At 43.2% G+C, this 16,596-nt stretch carries 18 protein-coding genes; 12 read left to right on the forward strand and 6 right to left on the reverse strand.

Annotated features, from left to right (window positions below; genetic code table 11):
• Positions 1-7: 7 nt before the first annotated feature.
• The gene (locus VME0621_RS18830; protein WP_062459768.1) at positions 8-946 is read right to left on the reverse strand and encodes a siroheme synthase; all 939 of its coding nucleotides are present in this window, start codon (positions 944-946) and stop codon (positions 8-10) included.
• A gap of 457 nt (positions 947-1,403) precedes the next feature.
• Between VME0621_RS18830 and VME0621_RS18835 the strand changes: the two genes are divergently transcribed.
• From VME0621_RS18835 to VME0621_RS18860, 6 genes are all read left to right on the forward strand, one after another.
• On the forward strand, positions 1,404-2,432 hold the full coding sequence (locus tag VME0621_RS18835) for an amino acid ABC transporter substrate-binding protein (RefSeq protein ID WP_006074559.1): 1,029 nt from the start codon (positions 1,404-1,406) through the stop codon (positions 2,430-2,432).
• Positions 2,433-2,502: 70 nt separating this feature from the next.
• Positions 2,503-3,705 (forward strand): amino acid ABC transporter permease, encoded by a 1,203-nt coding sequence (locus tag VME0621_RS18840; RefSeq protein ID WP_006074561.1) that lies wholly within the window; start codon positions 2,503-2,505, stop codon positions 3,703-3,705.
• 1 nt (position 3,706) lies between these two features.
• Positions 3,707-4,804, forward strand: a complete 1,098-nt coding sequence (locus tag VME0621_RS18845) for an amino acid ABC transporter permease (RefSeq protein WP_062459765.1) — start codon at positions 3,707-3,709, stop codon at positions 4,802-4,804.
• Positions 4,805-4,825: 21 nt separating this feature from the next.
• Positions 4,826-5,575: an amino acid ABC transporter ATP-binding protein gene (locus VME0621_RS18850; protein WP_031496112.1), complete on the forward strand. Its 750-nt coding sequence runs from the start codon at positions 4,826-4,828 to the stop codon at positions 5,573-5,575.
• 217 nt (positions 5,576-5,792) lie between these two features.
• Complete coding sequence (locus VME0621_RS18855) at positions 5,793-6,455, forward strand: Bax inhibitor-1 family protein (RefSeq protein ID WP_038230452.1); 663 nt, start codon at positions 5,793-5,795, stop codon at positions 6,453-6,455.
• 147 nt (positions 6,456-6,602) lie between these two features.
• Positions 6,603-6,932 (forward strand): TusE/DsrC/DsvC family sulfur relay protein, encoded by a 330-nt coding sequence (locus VME0621_RS18860; RefSeq protein ID WP_062459762.1) that lies wholly within the window; start codon positions 6,603-6,605, stop codon positions 6,930-6,932.
• Positions 6,933-6,936: 4 nt separating this feature from the next.
• On the opposite strand, the gene yccX is transcribed toward VME0621_RS18860, so the two are convergent.
• Complete coding sequence (gene yccX, locus VME0621_RS18865) at positions 6,937-7,212, reverse strand: acylphosphatase (protein ID WP_062459759.1); 276 nt, start codon at positions 7,210-7,212, stop codon at positions 6,937-6,939.
• 150 nt (positions 7,213-7,362) lie between these two features.
• Between yccX and VME0621_RS18870 the strand changes: the two genes are divergently transcribed.
• The 4 genes from VME0621_RS18870 (at position 7,363) to VME0621_RS18885 (ending at position 11,363) form a co-directional block, all read left to right on the forward strand.
• Positions 7,363-8,553, forward strand: a complete 1,191-nt coding sequence (locus VME0621_RS18870; protein ID WP_062459756.1) for a class I SAM-dependent methyltransferase — start codon at positions 7,363-7,365, stop codon at positions 8,551-8,553.
• A 384-nt stretch (positions 8,554-8,937) separates the two neighbouring features.
• Positions 8,938-10,257, forward strand: a complete 1,320-nt coding sequence (locus tag VME0621_RS18875; protein WP_062459753.1) for a TolC family outer membrane protein — start codon at positions 8,938-8,940, stop codon at positions 10,255-10,257.
• Position 10,258: 1 nt separating this feature from the next.
• Positions 10,259-10,882 carry an OmpA family protein gene (locus tag VME0621_RS18880; RefSeq protein ID WP_006074157.1) on the forward strand — a complete coding sequence of 208 codons (624 nt, stop codon included), beginning with the start codon at positions 10,259-10,261 and terminating at the stop codon, positions 10,880-10,882.
• 121 nt (positions 10,883-11,003) lie between these two features.
• Positions 11,004-11,363 carry a DUF2750 domain-containing protein gene (locus tag VME0621_RS18885; RefSeq protein WP_062459750.1) on the forward strand — a complete coding sequence of 120 codons (360 nt, stop codon included), beginning with the start codon at positions 11,004-11,006 and terminating at the stop codon, positions 11,361-11,363.
• 33 nt (positions 11,364-11,396) lie between these two features.
• Here VME0621_RS18885 and queC read toward each other — a convergent pair whose 3' ends face one another.
• A complete protein-coding gene (gene queC, locus VME0621_RS18890; RefSeq protein ID WP_062459747.1) occupies positions 11,397-12,083 on the reverse strand; it encodes a 7-cyano-7-deazaguanine synthase QueC in 687 nt (228 codons plus the stop codon).
• Positions 12,084-12,100: 17 nt separating this feature from the next.
• Complete coding sequence (gene queE, locus VME0621_RS18895) at positions 12,101-12,781, reverse strand: 7-carboxy-7-deazaguanine synthase QueE (protein ID WP_062459744.1); 681 nt, start codon at positions 12,779-12,781, stop codon at positions 12,101-12,103.
• 148 nt (positions 12,782-12,929) lie between these two features.
• On the opposite strand from queE, the gene VME0621_RS18900 reads away from it, so the two are divergent.
• On the forward strand, positions 12,930-13,733 hold the full coding sequence (locus tag VME0621_RS18900) for a Cof-type HAD-IIB family hydrolase (protein WP_006074164.1): 804 nt from the start codon (positions 12,930-12,932) through the stop codon (positions 13,731-13,733).
• A gap of 45 nt (positions 13,734-13,778) precedes the next feature.
• A complete protein-coding gene (gene yegS / locus VME0621_RS18905) occupies positions 13,779-14,681 on the forward strand; it encodes a lipid kinase YegS (RefSeq protein WP_062459741.1) in 903 nt (300 codons plus the stop codon).
• Between the two features lie 66 nt (positions 14,682-14,747).
• Here the strand turns inward: yegS and nagK are convergent, their stop codons facing one another.
• Both nagK and VME0621_RS18915 read right to left on the reverse strand, forming a co-directional pair.
• Positions 14,748-15,656: an N-acetylglucosamine kinase gene (gene nagK / locus VME0621_RS18910; RefSeq protein ID WP_006074168.1), complete on the reverse strand. Its 909-nt coding sequence runs from the start codon at positions 15,654-15,656 to the stop codon at positions 14,748-14,750.
• A gap of 151 nt (positions 15,657-15,807) precedes the next feature.
• Positions 15,808-16,554, reverse strand: coding sequence for a tRNA-uridine aminocarboxypropyltransferase (locus VME0621_RS18915; protein ID WP_172427886.1), 747 nt, complete (start codon positions 16,552-16,554; stop codon positions 15,808-15,810).
• Between the last annotated feature and the right edge of the window lie 42 nt (positions 16,555-16,596).

Raw genomic sequence — 16,596 nt, forward strand, 5'->3', positions numbered from 1 at the left:
CGCCCTTTTATTTTATCTGCGCCAAGCCAATTTCCTCATCGCCCTCTTTAAGAAGCCTATGTGAGGAAGATTGCGGGTCTACAAACACTACTATACGTTCTTTGTTTGCTTTGCGTTTCTGAATGTCTTGAGAGACTTGTGCGATATCTTGAAACTCGATGCGCTCTGCGTCCCGTCGAACTAAATCAACAAATCCGAATGGACAACTCTTGTCAAAGAACACCACTTCAGCCTCTTGCATAATCCTTAGTGCTTTAATAGGCAGGAGTTCAGGGTCAACACCAAACTTGATCCACGTACAGGCATTGGAAAACTCTGTGTCACTGTTTATGAGCTGTTGATAGGCGAGCTCAAGCTCATGATTATTCTTACATTCCACTACCCTAGGTTCGTTGAAAAACAGCTCCCAGAACTTACGTCGCTCATCAACGGTAGCGAAATGCTGTTTAATATCACCACGTTTGCTTGCGGCAAAATCCGCCAGCTGAGCCGTATTCATGGGAAGTATGGACTCAAGCTTTTCACGAATACCTCTAATTAGAACTGGCGAGGCACCACCACTTGATATGGCAATTTGAACGCGGCCGCGATTGATTATTGATGGAGTAATAAAGTCGCAATACGGAGTATCATCAACGACATTTACCAAAATACCCATTTTTTTAGCATCTTTATGCACCTGATGGTTAAGTTCTGGGTTATCAGTTGTCGCCCAAACTTGCACAAAGTCCTGATGCATTAACTCAGCTTCGTAGAAACGCTTTACCCATAAACATTTACCTTGCTCGACTAAATCAGCAAGGTAAGGCTCTAGTTGAGGTGATACTATCGTTACGCGAGCCCCTGCTCTCGTTAAAGTATCCACTTTTCGGCACGCGACCTCTCCGCCCCCTACGACCAAAACTGGTCGATCTAGTAAATCCATAAACAGTGGAAAGTAACGCATAAATTTCCTTTTCTAAACGAAATAACTATTCATTCATATTCACCATTACGGTGCATATTTGTCACCGAGACATTGGTCACAAAACAATTTTTCACTGAATTTTTAATGTTTATTAGTCAAAAATTTGAACCAAAATCAATAAAACGGCCGATCATGTTAATTTAACACAAATATAACATACCACTCTCTAAAGCACCTTTTTGGTGCCAAGCTGCACTATTTACAAAATCATCACATTTCGTCATTCTAACTACTGTTTAGACGTATGTGGCAACTCAAAACACTATTTAAATTAATAATTTGAGAAATCACAAATCATTATCTACGCTTTAAACGGTCGTTACAAATTGCACCAAATCAGTTCAATTTTAACGACTTATGATGCAACACAACAATAACTAGCACATTGTATTCAGGCTGGACCTGATTTACACGGAAATAACAGGAAGGATACACAATGGCAAAGAAACTCACTCTTATTGCTTCTTTAGTAGCGGCATCTGCTGCAATGATGAGTACATCAGCATCTGCTGCTGACGGCACTCTCGACAAAGTCACTAAAGCTGGCGTTTTAACCTGTGGCGTTAGTACTGGTCTTCCAGGCTTCTCTAACCCTAACTCAAAAGGTGAGTGGGAAGGTATTGACGTAGAATACTGCCAAGCTCTTGCTGCTGCGGTATTGGGTGACAAATCCAAAGTTAAATACGTTCCATTGACTGCAAAAGAACGTTTTACTGCACTTCAATCTGGTGAGATTGATGTACTATCACGTAACACAACATGGACTCTACACCGTGACTCTGCACTAGGTCTAAACTTCGTTGGTGTTAACTACTACGATGGTCAAGGCTTTATGGTTAAGAAAGATCTAGGTCTTTCTAGCGCTAAAGAGCTTGACGGCGCGTCTGTTTGTGTTCAATCAGGTACCACTACTGAGCTGAACCTAGCTGATTACTTCCGTAACAATGGTATGGAATACAAGCCAGTAGTATTCGATACTGCAGCTCAAACGTCAAAAGGTTTCGACTCAGGTCGTTGTGATGTGTTAACAACTGACCAATCTGGTCTATATGCACTTCGTCTAAACCTTCAAGATCCAAGTTCAGCGGTCGTTCTTCCAGAGATCATTTCTAAAGAGCCTCTTGGCCCAGTAGTTCGTCAAGGCGACGACCAGTGGTTCAACATCGCTAAGTGGACACTAGCTGCAATGGTGAACGCTGAAGAATATGGCATCACGTCTAAGAATGCGGATGAAATGCTTAAATCTAAAGATCCAAACATCAAGCGTATTCTTGGTGTTGATGGTCCTAAAGGTAAAGGCCTAGGTATCCGTGATGATTGGGGCTACCAAATCATTAAACAAGTAGGTAACTACGGCGAGAGTTTTGAGCGTACAGTTGGTGAAGGTTCACCACTTCAAATCTCACGTGGCGTAAACGCACTATGGAATGCTGGCGGCTTCATGTACGCGCCACCAATCCGCTAATAACTATTAAGTGCTCAAATAAGGGCGGTTCATCCGCCCTTTTTTTAAAAGGATTTGAGGTTATAGCTGTATGAAACCTACTACGACTCAAGTCGCACCGCAGAACAAACCTGCGAAAAGCGCAAATCTACTATACAACCCCACCTTCCGCTCTATTGTTTTCCAAGTTATCGCCGTTCTCGCTTTAGGACTCTTTTTCTATACGATCGTTAACAATGCGTTAAACAATCTAGCTGCTCGAGGTATCGCAACGGGTTTTGATTTCTTAAACCAAGAAGCGGGCTTTGGAATCGGTCTTACTCTTATCGAGTATGACGAAACCTTTTCTTATGGCCGAACCTTTTTCGTGGGGCTTTTAAACACGGCGCTAGTCTCTGTGCTAGGCATTGTGTTAGCTACTGTTCTCGGATTTGTCATCGGTATTGCTCGACTTTCTTCTAACTGGCTAGTTAGTCGATTTGCTGCAGTGTATATCGAGATTTTCCGAAACATTCCTTTATTGTTACAGATCTTCTTCTGGTACTTTGCGGTCCTTCAAGCCTTACCTTCCGCTCGTCAAAGTATGAGCCTAGGTGAAGCTATTTTCTTAAATGTTCGCGGTCTTTACTTCCCTGCTCCAGTGTTTGGAGAAGGCAGTAGCGTGGTGATCGGCGCTTTTATACTCGGTATTATTGCGACCATCATTATTAATATTTGGGCTAAGAACAAACAAAAGCTTACTGGTCAACAAACACCAATGTTTCGCATTGGTTTGGGTTTAATCGTTGTCCTTCCTGTTGTTGTATTTTTTGTTATGGGCATGCCTATCACGGCAGAGTACCCCGTTCTTAAAGGCTTCAACTTTAAAGGTGGTATCAGTATTATTCCTGAGCTCGCGGCTTTGACTCTTGCTTTAAGTATCTATACCGCTTCCTTCATTGCTGAAATCGTTCGTTCAGGCATTAATGCTGTAAACCACGGTCAAACCGAGGCAGCAATGTCTCTTGGATTACCTAAATCTCGCACATTAAAACTGGTCGTTATTCCTCAGGCAATGAGGATCATCATTCCACCACTCACCAGTCAATACCTTAACCTGACAAAGAACTCTTCTTTAGCTATGGCGATAGGTTACCCAGATTTAGTATCTGTGTTCGCTGGTACTACGTTAAACCAAGTTGGACAAGCCATTGAAATCATCGCAATGACTATGGCCGTTTACCTAACCTTGAGTTTGGTGACGTCTGCATTGATGAACTTGTACAACAAGAAAGTTGCATTGGTGGAGAGGTAATATGTCACAGCATCAATTTCAACCGGACCTTCCGCCTCCAGCCAATACTGTTGGTGTGGTTGGTTGGTTACGAAAGAATCTATTTAATGGCCCCGCCAACTCTCTACTAACGATTGTTTTAGGCTACTTTGCTCTCTCTCTACTTTGGTATACGTTCGATTGGGCTATTCTCAAAGCAGATTGGGTTGGTACTACTCGCGACGCTTGTTCGAGAGAAGGCGCGTGCTGGGTGTTTATCAGCGTTCGCTGGGAACAGTTCATGTATGGCTTCTACCCTCAAGCTGAGTTATGGCGCCCTCGCCTGTTCTACGCAACACTGGCAATTTTCGTTGCTTTGCTTGCTTATGAGCGAACGCCTAAACGTTTATGGATTTGGTTGTTCTTCGTCAACATCTATCCTTTCATCGCCGCTGGTCTCTTATACGGTGGTGTGTTTGGGCTTGAAGTCGTAGAAACACATAAATGGGGTGGACTACTTGTCACACTGATCATTGCTCTTGTGGGTATTATCGTCTCTCTACCTATTGGTGTGGCGTTAGCATTAGGTCGACGTTCAGAGATGCCAATTATTCGCAGTATCTGTACTGTCTATATCGAAGTATGGCGTGGCGTACCGCTTATCACTGTTCTGTTTATGGCGTCGGTAATGCTACCGTTATTTTTCTCAGAGGGTGTAGAAACTGACAAGCTAATTAGAGCATTGATTGGTGTTGTCATGTTCAGTGCGGCTTATATGGCGGAAGTTATTCGTGGTGGTCTACAAGCTATTCCAAAAGGCCAATATGAAGCAGCAGACGCGCTAGGTCTTACTTATTGGAAAAAAATGGGGCTTATTGTGCTACCGCAGGCACTTAAGATTACCATTCCTTCAATCGTAAACACCTTCATCGGTTTATTTAAAGATACCAGTCTAGTACTCATCATTGGTATGTTTGATGTACTGGGTATTGGTCAAGCCGCAAACACCGACCCCGAGTGGCTTGGTTTTGCTACGGAAAGTTATGTATTTGTCGCGTTAGTGTTCTGGGTGTTCTGTTTTGGCATGTCGAGATACTCGATTTGGCTAGAGAACAAACTGCATACCGGTCACAAACGATAAACGGAAATTCGAGGACGTATTATGACGCAACAAGAAGATTACATGATCCAGTTAAAGGACATGAACAAGTGGTACGGCGAGTTTCACGTACTGAAAAATATCAACCTTGACGTTAAAAAGGGTGAAAAAATCGTAATTTGTGGCCCTTCTGGTTCAGGTAAGTCAACGATGATTCGTTGTATTAACCGATTAGAAGAGCATCAAGCAGGACACATTTTTGTCTCTGGTAACGAATTGACTGAAGACCTGAAAAACATCGAGGCGGTGCGACGTGAAGTGGGCATGTGCTTCCAACACTTTAACTTATTCCCTCACCTCACGGTGCTGGAGAACTGCACGCTTGCTCCTATTTGGGTCAAAAAGATGCCAAAAGAAGAAGCGGAAGCCATTGCGATGAAATATCTTGAGCGCGTTAAAATCCCAGATCAAGCTGACAAATATCCTGGTCAGCTATCTGGTGGACAGCAGCAACGCGTAGCTATCGCTCGCTCGTTGTGTATGAACCCGCAAGTTATGTTGTTCGACGAGCCAACGTCAGCTCTCGACCCAGAAATGGTTAGAGAAGTACTGGACGTAATGGTAGAACTCGCAGAGGAAGGCATGACCATGCTGTGTGTAACGCACGAAATGGGTTTTGCAAAAGAGGTTGCCGACCGAGTGATATTTATGGATGCCGGGGAGATAATCGAAGAGAACAATCCTGTTGATTTCTTTGAAAATCCGCAATCAGATCGAACGCAAAACTTCCTGAGTCAGATACTTCATCACTGATTGCTCTGGATGATAAATGGCGGCTTTTTTAAGTCGCCATTTTTACATTGTTTTGCCATTTGCAACGTAGAAATATCGTGTTACAACTTACTACACACTTAACCAATTATTTTTATTATGATTTTGTTCAATGACTTGTATTTGTGGACTTGATTTTTCGAACAAACAGCCCCATAAATAGTCATATAAGTAAAGACAATCATCTATGAGGAAGATTATGAACGATCCTATGGTATCTCGCAGTTCATCTCAAGCGAGTGTACTGCAAACTAACAAAGTATTGCGAAATACTTACGCGCTGCTATCTATGACGCTACTTTGGTCTGCGGTCGTTGCAGCATTTTCTATGGCTATGAACCTGCCTCGCCCAGGTTTGATTATTATGCTGGTTGGCTTCTACGGTTTGCTTTTCCTCACTGAGAAGAACCGCAACAACAGCATGGGCTTGGTATTTACGTTCCTATTTACTGGCTTCCTAGGCTATACAATCGGTCCTATCCTTAACGCTTATGTTGGCGCTGGTATGGGCGATGTTATTGTGACCGCTCTAGGTGGTACTGCTCTAGCGTTCCTAAGCGCATCAGCTTACGCACTAACAACCAAACGCGACCTATCGTTCCTTAATGGTATGCTACTAGCTGGTTTCGTTGTGCTATTGGTAGGTATGGTTGCAAACATCTTCCTACAAATGCCAATGCTATACCTAGCGATGAGCGGAATGTTTATCCTGTTCTCAACCGGTGTTATCTTGCTTACAACTCAGCAAATTGTTCGCGGCGGTGAGACTAACTACATCTCTGCAACCGTAAGCTTGTATGTCTCTATCTACAACATCTTCATCAGCCTACTATCTATCCTAGGTATTATGAACGACGACTAATCAAGTCGCTGGATGTTAAGGAAAGCCCAAGACACGTTCTTGGGCTTTTTTGTATCTAAATACTGATTAAAACCGCCCTACCACTCTTGAAAAAAAGCGTGTAACTAGGCTAACCTTGCCACGTGTTTCAATTACAAGATCAAAAACATGTTTGAATTTAACGGTAAAGCTATCGAAACCGACGCCGAAGGGTATTTGCTCGATCATCAAGATTGGGAACCAGCAATGATCGAAACTCTAGCGCAAGAAGAAGGTATTGAATTGACCGATGCCCATATAGAGGTTGTGATGTTTGTCCGCGACTTTTATGAGGAGTTTAACACCTCACCTGCGGTACGAATGCTGGTAAAAGCGATGGAAAAGGCGCATGGTCCGGAAAAAGGAAACAGTAAATATCTATTCAAGCTGTTCAAAAAAGGCCCGGCAAAGCAAGCTACCAAACTTGCGGGTTTACCAAAGCCTGCAAAGTGCTTATAAGCTCTTAAAGAATTTTAAAACCACTGTAAACAGTACTTTGTTCGCAAGGCTCTTTGGTCACCGAATCAACCGTTGCGGTCCTTGGGCCTTGCATTAACCATTCAAACAAAGCTTCAACTTTGATTTGATCACCACACGCTACCACCTCAACCGAACCATCATATAGATTTTTAGCATACCCAGTCAGTCCCAATTTTAACCCTTCATGACAAGTGTGGTAACGAAACCCTACTCCTTGAACCATTCCTTTCACGACAACCTTCTGACAAATGTGAGTCATATCTTCTCTCCTGCATGAACAGCGTGCTAAGCTGATTTTAGTTCATCTATACAGTTTCTAAGTCAGGTTAACGGAACTCTATTTGCATTTGTTTGAATCTTCACACAAAATAGCCAACCTTTTCTCTGTTTCAACTTCGTAAGGCATCCCATGGCTCCAGCTATTCATCTTGTTAAAGGTCGCGACAAGTCACTTCGACGCAAACATCCTTGGATTTTCTCTAGAGGTATTTCTCACGTCGATGGCCAACCGTCACTCGGCGAAACAGTCGACGTGTTCGCTAGCAATGGCGAATGGTTAGCTAAGGCCGCATACTCTCCTAACTCTCAGATTAGAGCACGTGTATGGAGCTTCGAAAAGCAAGATATTGACGTTAGCTTTTTCGTCAGCCGTATCAACCAAGCACAGTTACTACGGGAAGATATTATTGAACGAGATGGCTTGACCGGATATCGCTTAATCGCTGCAGAGTCGGATGGCTTACCGGGTATTACCATCGACCGCTATGAAAACTTCCTAGTTTGCCAATTGCTAAGCGCTGGAGCAGAATTCCAAAAGGATTCTCTTGTAGAAGCGCTTACGCAGTGCTTCCCAGAGTGCTCTATTTACGAGCGCTCTGATGTATCGGTTCGTAAAAAAGAGGGATTAAAAGAACGTACAGGCGTACTGCATGGAGAAACACCATCAAAACCAGTCGTCATTGAAGAAAATGGCGTAAAAATTAGTGTCGATATCATTAACGGTCACAAAACGGGGTTCTATTTGGACCAGCGGGATAGCCGTTATCAAGCTCAGAAGTATGTAAAAGATAAAGAAGTACTAAACTGCTTCAGTTATACCGGTGGATTTGGACTGTATGCATTAAAAGGCGGTGCCAAGCGTGTCATTAATGCCGACGTTTCTCAACTGGCGCTTGATACCGCGAAACACAATGCCGAGCTGAATGGTTTCACCGAAAAGAAAAAAGCAGTGTTCCTCAATGCAGATGTTTTCAAGTTATTGCGTGAATACCGAGATCAAGGAACCAAGTTTGATGTGGTTATCATGGATCCACCAAAGTTTGCCGAATCGAAAGCTCAGCTCAATGGCGCTTGTCGCGGCTACAAAGATATCAACATGCTAGCAATGCAGATCTTGAAGCCAGGTGGTACCCTTCTTACGTACTCTTGCTCAGGGTTAATGGACGGTGCCTTATTCCAAAAAATAATCGCAGATGCCGCTGTAGATGCTAACCGTTCAGTTAAGTTTGTAGAACGATTTGAACAAGCCGCAGACCACCCAACAGATACCGCTTACCCGGAAGGCTTCTACTTGAAAGGGTTTGCTTGTAAAGTTCTTTAGACCCAAAGCACTTTAGAGTCAAGACTCTATGACATTTTCTAAGCCATTCTTTTTTCGAAAAGAATGGCTTTTTTGATTGAACTGTCTCAAAAATAAGACATTTTTCCTTTTCCCTAATTGAATTAACGAATTTCTCTACTATTTTCAATAGTATGTGGCAATGTATAACAAAGCTAACATCTAGCCTGAACCTATCCCTCTTTAGGTTCAAGGTGTGATCGAGCTAGGTTGAAAGAACAAGGTTGTGCGCTATAGTAATTCTATGGTGCGTTACCTAAGTTTATGACTTGACTCGAATAAATAGTAGTGAGTAGAAGTGATGAATTTGCGAGCTCAAAACCAAAAATCAGCAATTCGTCTAGCCAAGGATTAAGGAGAATAACATTGAACAGGTTCACTCTAACAGCAGCCGCTTGTTTTGTAGCCCTTAGCCTTCCGGTTAGCAGTCAAACATTAGAGCAAGCCGTAGCAAACACACTTGCTACCAACCCTGATATTAAAGCCGCTTATAATGAATACGTCAGTAAACGATATGACGCAGAAGCTTCTGTGGGTGCGTATCGACCTAAAGTCGATTTGGACGGTGGTATCGGCTACGAAAGAACGGACTATGACCGTGAAAACTCTTTGAATAGTCGAAACGAGAGCTTAACTAGAAAGGAAGTTGGTATTAGTCTTACTCAATTAATTTGGGATGGTAACGAGACATTAAACGATATGGATCGAACTGCTGCGGAAGCAGAGTCTGTAAGATACCAATTACTCGCTGATGCCTCAGACATTGCGCTAGAAGTTGCTCAGATTTATCTCGACGCGACCAAAGCCTACGAAATATTGGCACTCTCTGAAGCTAATCTAGAAGTACACAAGAAAATATATAAAGACATTAAAAAGCGTGTTGATTCAGGTATTGGTTCAACCGCAGACCTTTCACAAGTCGAAGCTCGTATTGCAAAAGCTCATGGTAATTTACTAGCCGCGCAGAACAACCTTTTCGATACACATACGCAGTTTAAACGCCTAGTAGGGCAAGCCCCCTTAGGCCTCAAATATCCTAGAGCTGATGAAGTTGCTATTCCACCAACCGTAGATGACGCACTAAAAATCGCCATGGAACATCACCCAGTAATCAAAGTCTCTCAGGTGGATGTAGACTCTGCTCGTTTTCAATACCAACAAACTAAAGGGGTTAACTACCCTACCTTCTATATCGATGCGGGCCATAACTGGCGTGACGATGCCGGTGGTAATATCGGTACCGATAATGAAACTCGCGCTATGCTTCGAATGCGTTACAACTTATATAATGGCGGCTCGGATTCCGATCGCACTGAAGCTGCAGCATACCAACTCAACAAAGCCAAAGATTTTCGTGACAGAACCTACCGTATGGTTGAAGAAGGGTTAAAACTCTCTTGGACAGGTTTAGAGTTCACCATTCAACAACGCGAATTTTTGTCCGATCACGTAGACTCTGCTTCTGACACTGTTGTTGCTTACCAAAAACAATACAAGATAGGCAAACGTACTCTTCTTGATGTTCTTAACACCGAAAACGAACTGTTCGAGGCTCGTAAAGGATATTTAGACGCTAAATACGCTGAGCAATTTGCTCGCTATCGAGTGATGAATGCTACTGGTGATTTACTTGCAGCATTACGAGTTGACACTCCAAAAGAGTGGAACGAGAAGGTGGAGTATTAATATGAAACTACAGACCAAATTACTGCTATGTGGCCTTGTTTCTCTGCCGCTTTTTGCATCAGCAACAACTCCTGAAAATGATAAATACGACTACATCGCAACTCCACTTGCCGATCAAAAAGCCGATTTAATCGACGATGATGGTGATGGCGTTATTAATGCCCGCGACTTATGTATTGCAACTCCGGAGGGCGCTGCGTTAGATAACGATGGTTGTGAACAATATGTCGACGTGTCGAATACTATGGCGTTGAGAATTTTGTTTGATAACGCGTCAACATATATCAAGCCAGTATTCCAAACACAAATCAGCCAAATGGCAGACTTCTTAAAGGAATACCCAGATACCACTATTGAAATTCAAGGCTATGCGAGTGTTGTTGGTAACCCAGAGAAGAACTTGGTACTTTCGAAGAATCGCGCTGAGGTTGTTCGTGAAGCGATCATCAACAACGGTATTGCCCCAGAACGCCTAACTATTGTGGGCTATGGCGATACCCAGCCAGAAGAGCTTGGTGATACCGAGTTTGCACATGCGATGAACAGAAAAGTGGTTGCTTCCGTTGTTGGTTATAAAGGTGAAGTAGAAAAAGAATGGACTATCTTTACTACTATCGGTAAATAGTTCACTCTTCACTCAGTTAAACTAAGAGCGCTATGTATTAGCGCTCTTTTTGTTTTATTTCATTTAGATATTCGGTATCTCATGCTAACCTTGTAGCAATTCTTATTAAGAGTATAAAGTGATGAGTAAATTAACTTCAGATATCGAACAAAACCTTAACCTGTTTATTGAGGAAACCACCCAAAACCAGCTTGTTTGGGGCCTGCGTAATGAAGATGGTTGGTTAGCGTGCGATTCTACTGAGTTCGAAAACACAGAAGTTATGCCGTTTTGGTCGTCTGAGGAAGACGCAAAAACACACAACGTTGAAGAGTGGGCTGATTTTGAAGTGTTACACATCCCACTTGATATCTTTGTAGAAGATTGGCTACTAACTCTCGATGAAGATGGTGTGCTAATCGGTACCAACTGGAACAGTCAGCTAGACGGTAAGGAAATGGAACCATCAGCTATCGCTAAGTTGTACTTAACCGCTAAGTAAACGAAAAAATAGAGGCTTTAAGCCTCTATTTTTTTATTCTGACTTCTCGTTCAGAGAAGCCATGACTTGGGACTTATTCTCTAAATAATGATTCAGTCCGTTCGCTCGAAGATCACACGACGGACAATCTCCACAACCGTCGCCAATAACACCGTTATAGCAGGTTAACGTCTCTTCTCGTATTAACGGTAGTGCATTAAACTTATCAGCCAGCGCCCATGTCTCTGCCTTATCTAACCACATAAGTGGCGTAACAATATCAAACTCCCTGTCCATCCCTTGCACCAGAGCGCTATTCATAGCTTTGATAAAGTCATTTCGACAGTCAGGGTAGCCAGAAAAGTCCGTTTCACATACACCGGTAATGACAGCTTGCGCGCCGATTTGATAGGCGTAAATACCCGCCAGTGTCAGAAACAGTATATTGCGACCCGGCACGAATGAATTCGGCAGACCATTTTCTTGAAGCTCGTGCGAGACAGGAATATCGTCACGAGTTAATGAGCTAATCGCAAGCTCGTTGAGCAAGCTAACGTCCATAACTTTGTGTGCTTTTACGTTGAGTTTGTTTGCCAATGCTTCCGCTACTTCAATCTCTAGCTTATGGCGTTGGCCATAATCAAACGTAATTGCATGTACTTCATCGTACTGCTCAAGTGCTTGGACCAAGCAAGTTGTTGAATCTTGTCCACCACTAAAAACGACTACTGCCTTTTTCATCAATATCTCCTCGCCCTTTAAGCAATACTTAAATATTTATGTGTTTGAACTGATAAACGCCAATTTCTCTGAATACAAGTTTCAATACACAATTCAGTTGCACGTGGCTTCTGGCTGATTGGCTGAAGTGCAATAACCACATCACTCTTTAACTGTACACCCTGTAATAGCTCATCTAATTGGTCGACGTTTTTTTGCGTCGCAACTGGGTGCTTGATTTCATCAGCACGTTCTAACGACGAGGAAAGTACAGGAAGTTTTCCCTTCATTGCCACTTTTGGTGACACCGTAACCCAGGTTGCTGGCGTGACTCTTATTTCTGAAGTACCACTGGTCTCGATTTGGCAACGACATCCAATGGCTTCAAAGGCTTCACATAACGCGGTTAGATCATACTCACAAGGCTCGCCTCCAGTAATCACAATGTGCTTTGCGTTAAACTGCTGCAATTGATACATAGCCACAATTTCCGCTGCGTCGACATCGCTCCACGTAGGGCTATCACCTTGTTTAGTTATGATTTCTCCAAACGAACGCTGGTCTTCATTATTCGCATCCCATGTCTGCTTCGTATCACACCACGAACAGCCTACGTTACAAATTTGAAGTCGGATAAATACCGCCGGGACGCCGGTAAACATGCCCTCACCCTGGATGGTTTCAAACATCTCGTTGATTTTAAATCGAGTATTACTCATCAAATCATGCCAATTATATAAGATGAGCAGACCTTAAAGGATGCGACCAAGAAATTCAATACAAAGTGTCATACTAAATCTCTGGTAGTGTAACGCGCTTTTTCATATCCTAGAGGCGTTTGATTTATTTCTTTTTTAGGTAAGTAACGTGTATAAACTCATTGCCATCGATATGGATGGAACCCTACTAACATCTGATAAAAAAATCTCTCCGCGTACTAAACAAGCTATCCAATCTGCCAAACAACAAGGCGTCCAAGTGGTGCTTGCATCTGGTCGCCCTCTCAACGGTATGTTAGATGCCCTTAATGAGCTTGGTTTGAACGGTGAAGAAGATTATGTCATCCATTTCAATGGTACCTTTGTACAGAAGGTAGTATCAGGTGACATACTTCATCAACAAATCATCGATGGTCGTCGCGCTAAAGAAGTAGCGAACCTAGCGAAACAGCTCGGCCTGCATTGCCATGCCTTTAGCCGCGAATTGGGTTTGATTGCTACAGAAGCGAATCCTTACACCGACCACGAAGCTGAGATCAATAAGCTAGATATCACCATCTATGATTTTAATAAGCTAGAGGATGATCACGAGATCATCAAAGCGATGATTGTTGGTGAGCCAGCTCAACTAACTGAGGGCATCGGTAAAATCCCAGCGCGCTACCACGACGACTATACCATTGTACAAAGCGCCCCATTCTTCCTTGAGTTTTTGAACCCTTTAAGCAACAAAGGTGAAGGTGTTAAAGTTATTGCCGATCACTTAAATATCCCGTACGAACAAACCATGTGTTTTGGTGATGCAGAAAATGACCATCATATGATCAAATTCGCTGGTAAAGGTGTTGCGATGGCGAACGCCATGCCAGAAACTAAATCCATTGCCGACTATATTACTGACAGTAATGACGATGACGGTGTAGCGAAAGCCATTGAAAAGTTTGTGCTATAGTTTTCATTGTGTTGACTAGATAACATACTGTTTTAAGGAAAAAATATGACTTATCGCCTCCTACTTAACGGAAAGAAAGCTGCTCAAGATGATATTAGAGAAGCCATCTATCAACTCCGTGGTGAAGGTTACCCTATAGAAGTCCGTGTGACTTGGGAAGGAGGCGATATTGAAAGATTAGTACAAGAAGCGGCGGATCAAGGCGTCTCTAGGCTCATTGCTGGAGGTGGCGACGGAACCATAAACGAAGTAGTCGATGCACTTCTAAAAAACAATATCACCACAATGGAAGTTGCGATTTTGCCACTTGGAACCGCTAACGACTTTGCGACCGCCTGCTCCATCCCAACCAATTCTGCTTACGATGCCTTGCTATTAGCTGTTTCGGGAACGTCTAAGCCAGTTGATGCAGCGAGAGCGAATGACCGTCACTTTGTGAATATCGCTACAGCTGGGTTTGGTGCGCAAGTTACAGCAAACACACCTATTGCCCTAAAAAACTTCCTTGGCGGAGGAGCCTACACGCTCGCAGGCCTCGTTCAAGCCATCAACTTCCAACCTTTTAAAGGCACGGTGAAGTTTGATGGTCAAACTGTCACAAGCAATGTGGTTGTCGGCGCTATTTGCAATGGGAGAATGGCCGGTGGTGGCCAAGCGCTCTCTCCAACCTCCTTTATCAACGACGGCTATTTAGATGTGGTGTCGCTTGAGGAATTCACCCCCAGCGATATCCCTGCCGTAATTGAGGAGTTGATGCAAGATGATGGTTATAGTGGAACGTTCGTTAAACGTAATCAGGTAAAAACCATTGAATGGATTTCCGATGGTATCATGCCTGTAAATTTAGATGGTGAACCTATCGAAGCTACCAATATCGAGTTTTGTGTGCTGCCGAACACAATCCAATTGGTTTTACCAGAACACTGCCCAATGCTAGTTAGTCACTGATTTTCAGCTTAATGCAAGTAACAAAAAAGCGACCATTTCTGGTCGCTTTTTTCAATCCAATCAACTCTACTTGATGTTAAGGAATGCTGCACCACGAACACCACCAGAATCGCCGTGCTTCGCTTTGACGATTTTCGGACACTTCGCCACAGACATTAGATATTTAGGGATACGCTTAGGCATTTCTTCATAAATAAGGTCGTAGTTAGATAGACCACCACCTAAAGTAACCACATGCGGATCGTTGCCCGTGAAGATGTTAGCGAAACAAATAGCCAAAAGTTCCATGAACATATCAACAAACTCAATAGCATCGGCGTCACCGGCTTCACGTGCTTTAATTATGTCGATAGCTTTCTTCTTTTCGCCGTAATAATTTGCATAAAGTAGCTCGAATCCACGTCCAGATAGGTAGTTATCTAAGCACCCTTTCTTACCACAGCCACAATCAAGAAGCGGCGCTTTTTCACCAAGGTGGAACCAAGCATCAATAGGCAGTCGCATATGACCTAGTTCACCGGCTACGTGGTTACGACCAGAGAACACTTTGCCTTCGTAGATCAACCCACCACCAAAGCCAGTTCCAAGAATTAGACCCATTACAGATGGAGCATCTTTCAGTTCGTCATCCCATGCTTCAGACAATGCAAAGCAGTTTGCATCATTCTCAAGTTTCACTTCGCGACCAATCTTCGCTTCTAAGTCACTACGCAGAGGTTTGCCTTTCGCACATGCAATGTTTACGGTGAGTACAGTTCCGTCGTCAGCGTCTTCCATACCAGGCAGACCAAGACCTACTTTACCTTCGGTTCCAAGTTCTGCATCGTACTTAGCCACTAAACCTGCTAGGGTCTCTACTAGTAGCGGATAATCATCGCCTGGTGTAGGTACACGTTCTGTCGCAACGCGTTCAAGTTTTTCATTAAATGCACCAAATTCAATTTTAGTGCCACCGACATCAAAGCCGTAATACATGCAACTCTCCTTGCTAACCTCAACTTGAGGCAAAAAATAGATAACTGTTGGCATTATCCATATCCCTACCCCCTCAAACCGTGACGTAGAGCGGATTTATGCCCTTGTTCGAACTGCTTGTTCAACAAGCCATCACATTAGAACTGGAACTTTAGAGCGAGTTCTCGTTTTTTATTAGACCTATGAAATTATTCAGTGCTGGTCGCGACAAATCTGGAGAGAGACGCGTTTTGCTCAACATGTAACTTTCGCGGAAAACCGCGAACCATTCTCTCAATATCATCGAATGACGCAATGACCCGAATTGCTCAAAGACAATACTCGCAACTTCTGCGGTAGCAAGATGATCTTCGTTCTCTGACTTTCGCATCATATAGTTAGATAAAGCATCAGGCTTAATCGAACACACAGGGAACTGATTGAGATATGGTGACTTTCTAAACATACGTCTAGCCTCACGCCAACTGCCATCCAAAAGGATAAACAAGAGTTTCTTAGTTCCCTCTACTTCGAACTGGTTTTGGTCGATTAAACGCTTTTTATCATCAACATAATCTTCTGGAAAGATTATGACGGGTTGATAGGTCTCATCTTTTAGCAGTGCAAGGAGTTCTGGTTGAGTTTCAGTTCGATGCCAAGGAAACGCATAACCTTCTTCGACCGTATCAAGTATCAGGCGGCCTGTATTACTTGGCTTCAGAATTTCCGCATCAGAAACCAACAGCAATACTGCAAAGTCATTGCTCGGTTTTGGCTGGTACTCACAAATACAATACTGTTGCGCAATTTGGCAGCTTTTACAACGTATGACTTTCGCTCCACGAGCATTAAATGGTTTAGTTGCCGCGGCTAGGCGCTCATCGTACATTTTATGGAAGGCGTGACGTCTCATTTTCATGGTATTCTAGCGAAAGGTGGCGGGATTCTACTCTGGTACACT

This window comes from Vibrio mediterranei, assembly GCF_900088415.1.
GTDB lineage: Bacteria > Pseudomonadota > Gammaproteobacteria > Enterobacterales > Vibrionaceae > Vibrio > Vibrio mediterranei.